The organism is Desertibacillus haloalkaliphilus (genome assembly GCF_019039105.1).
Taxonomy (GTDB): domain Bacteria; phylum Bacillota; class Bacilli; order Bacillales; family KJ1-10-99; genus Desertibacillus; species Desertibacillus haloalkaliphilus.
The window spans coordinates 1-331 of record NZ_JAHPIV010000584.1; the positions used below are offsets into that span (position 1 = coordinate 1).

Sequence of the window (331 nt, forward strand, 5' to 3'; positions counted from 1 at the left end):
GAACAGCATCGGATAAGTTTATTGCTATTATGAATGTTAAGGCATTAAAAGAGGTTGAGAAGAATCGCTTTGATATTCTCGATCAAATCCGAGAAATAACTGGGAAAGAAAAAGTACCTATTACATTAAGTATTGGAGTAGGTACGGGTGAAGATTCATCAAGGGAACTAGGGTTATTAGCTCAATCTAGTTTAGACTTAGCATTAGGACGAGGCGGCGATCAGGTTGCCATTAAGAGAAAGAATGGAAAAGTTACATTTTATGGTGGGAAATCCAATGCACTTGAAAAACGGACAAGAGTTAGAGCACGTGTCATTTCGCATGCGTTACG

General features: G+C 38.7%; 1 protein-coding gene. It reads left to right on the forward strand.

Annotated elements, in window-relative coordinates; genetic code table 11:
- A partial coding sequence (locus KH400_RS23380) for a GGDEF domain-containing protein (protein ID WP_498067646.1) occupies positions 1 to 331 on the forward strand: 331 nt, incomplete at both ends.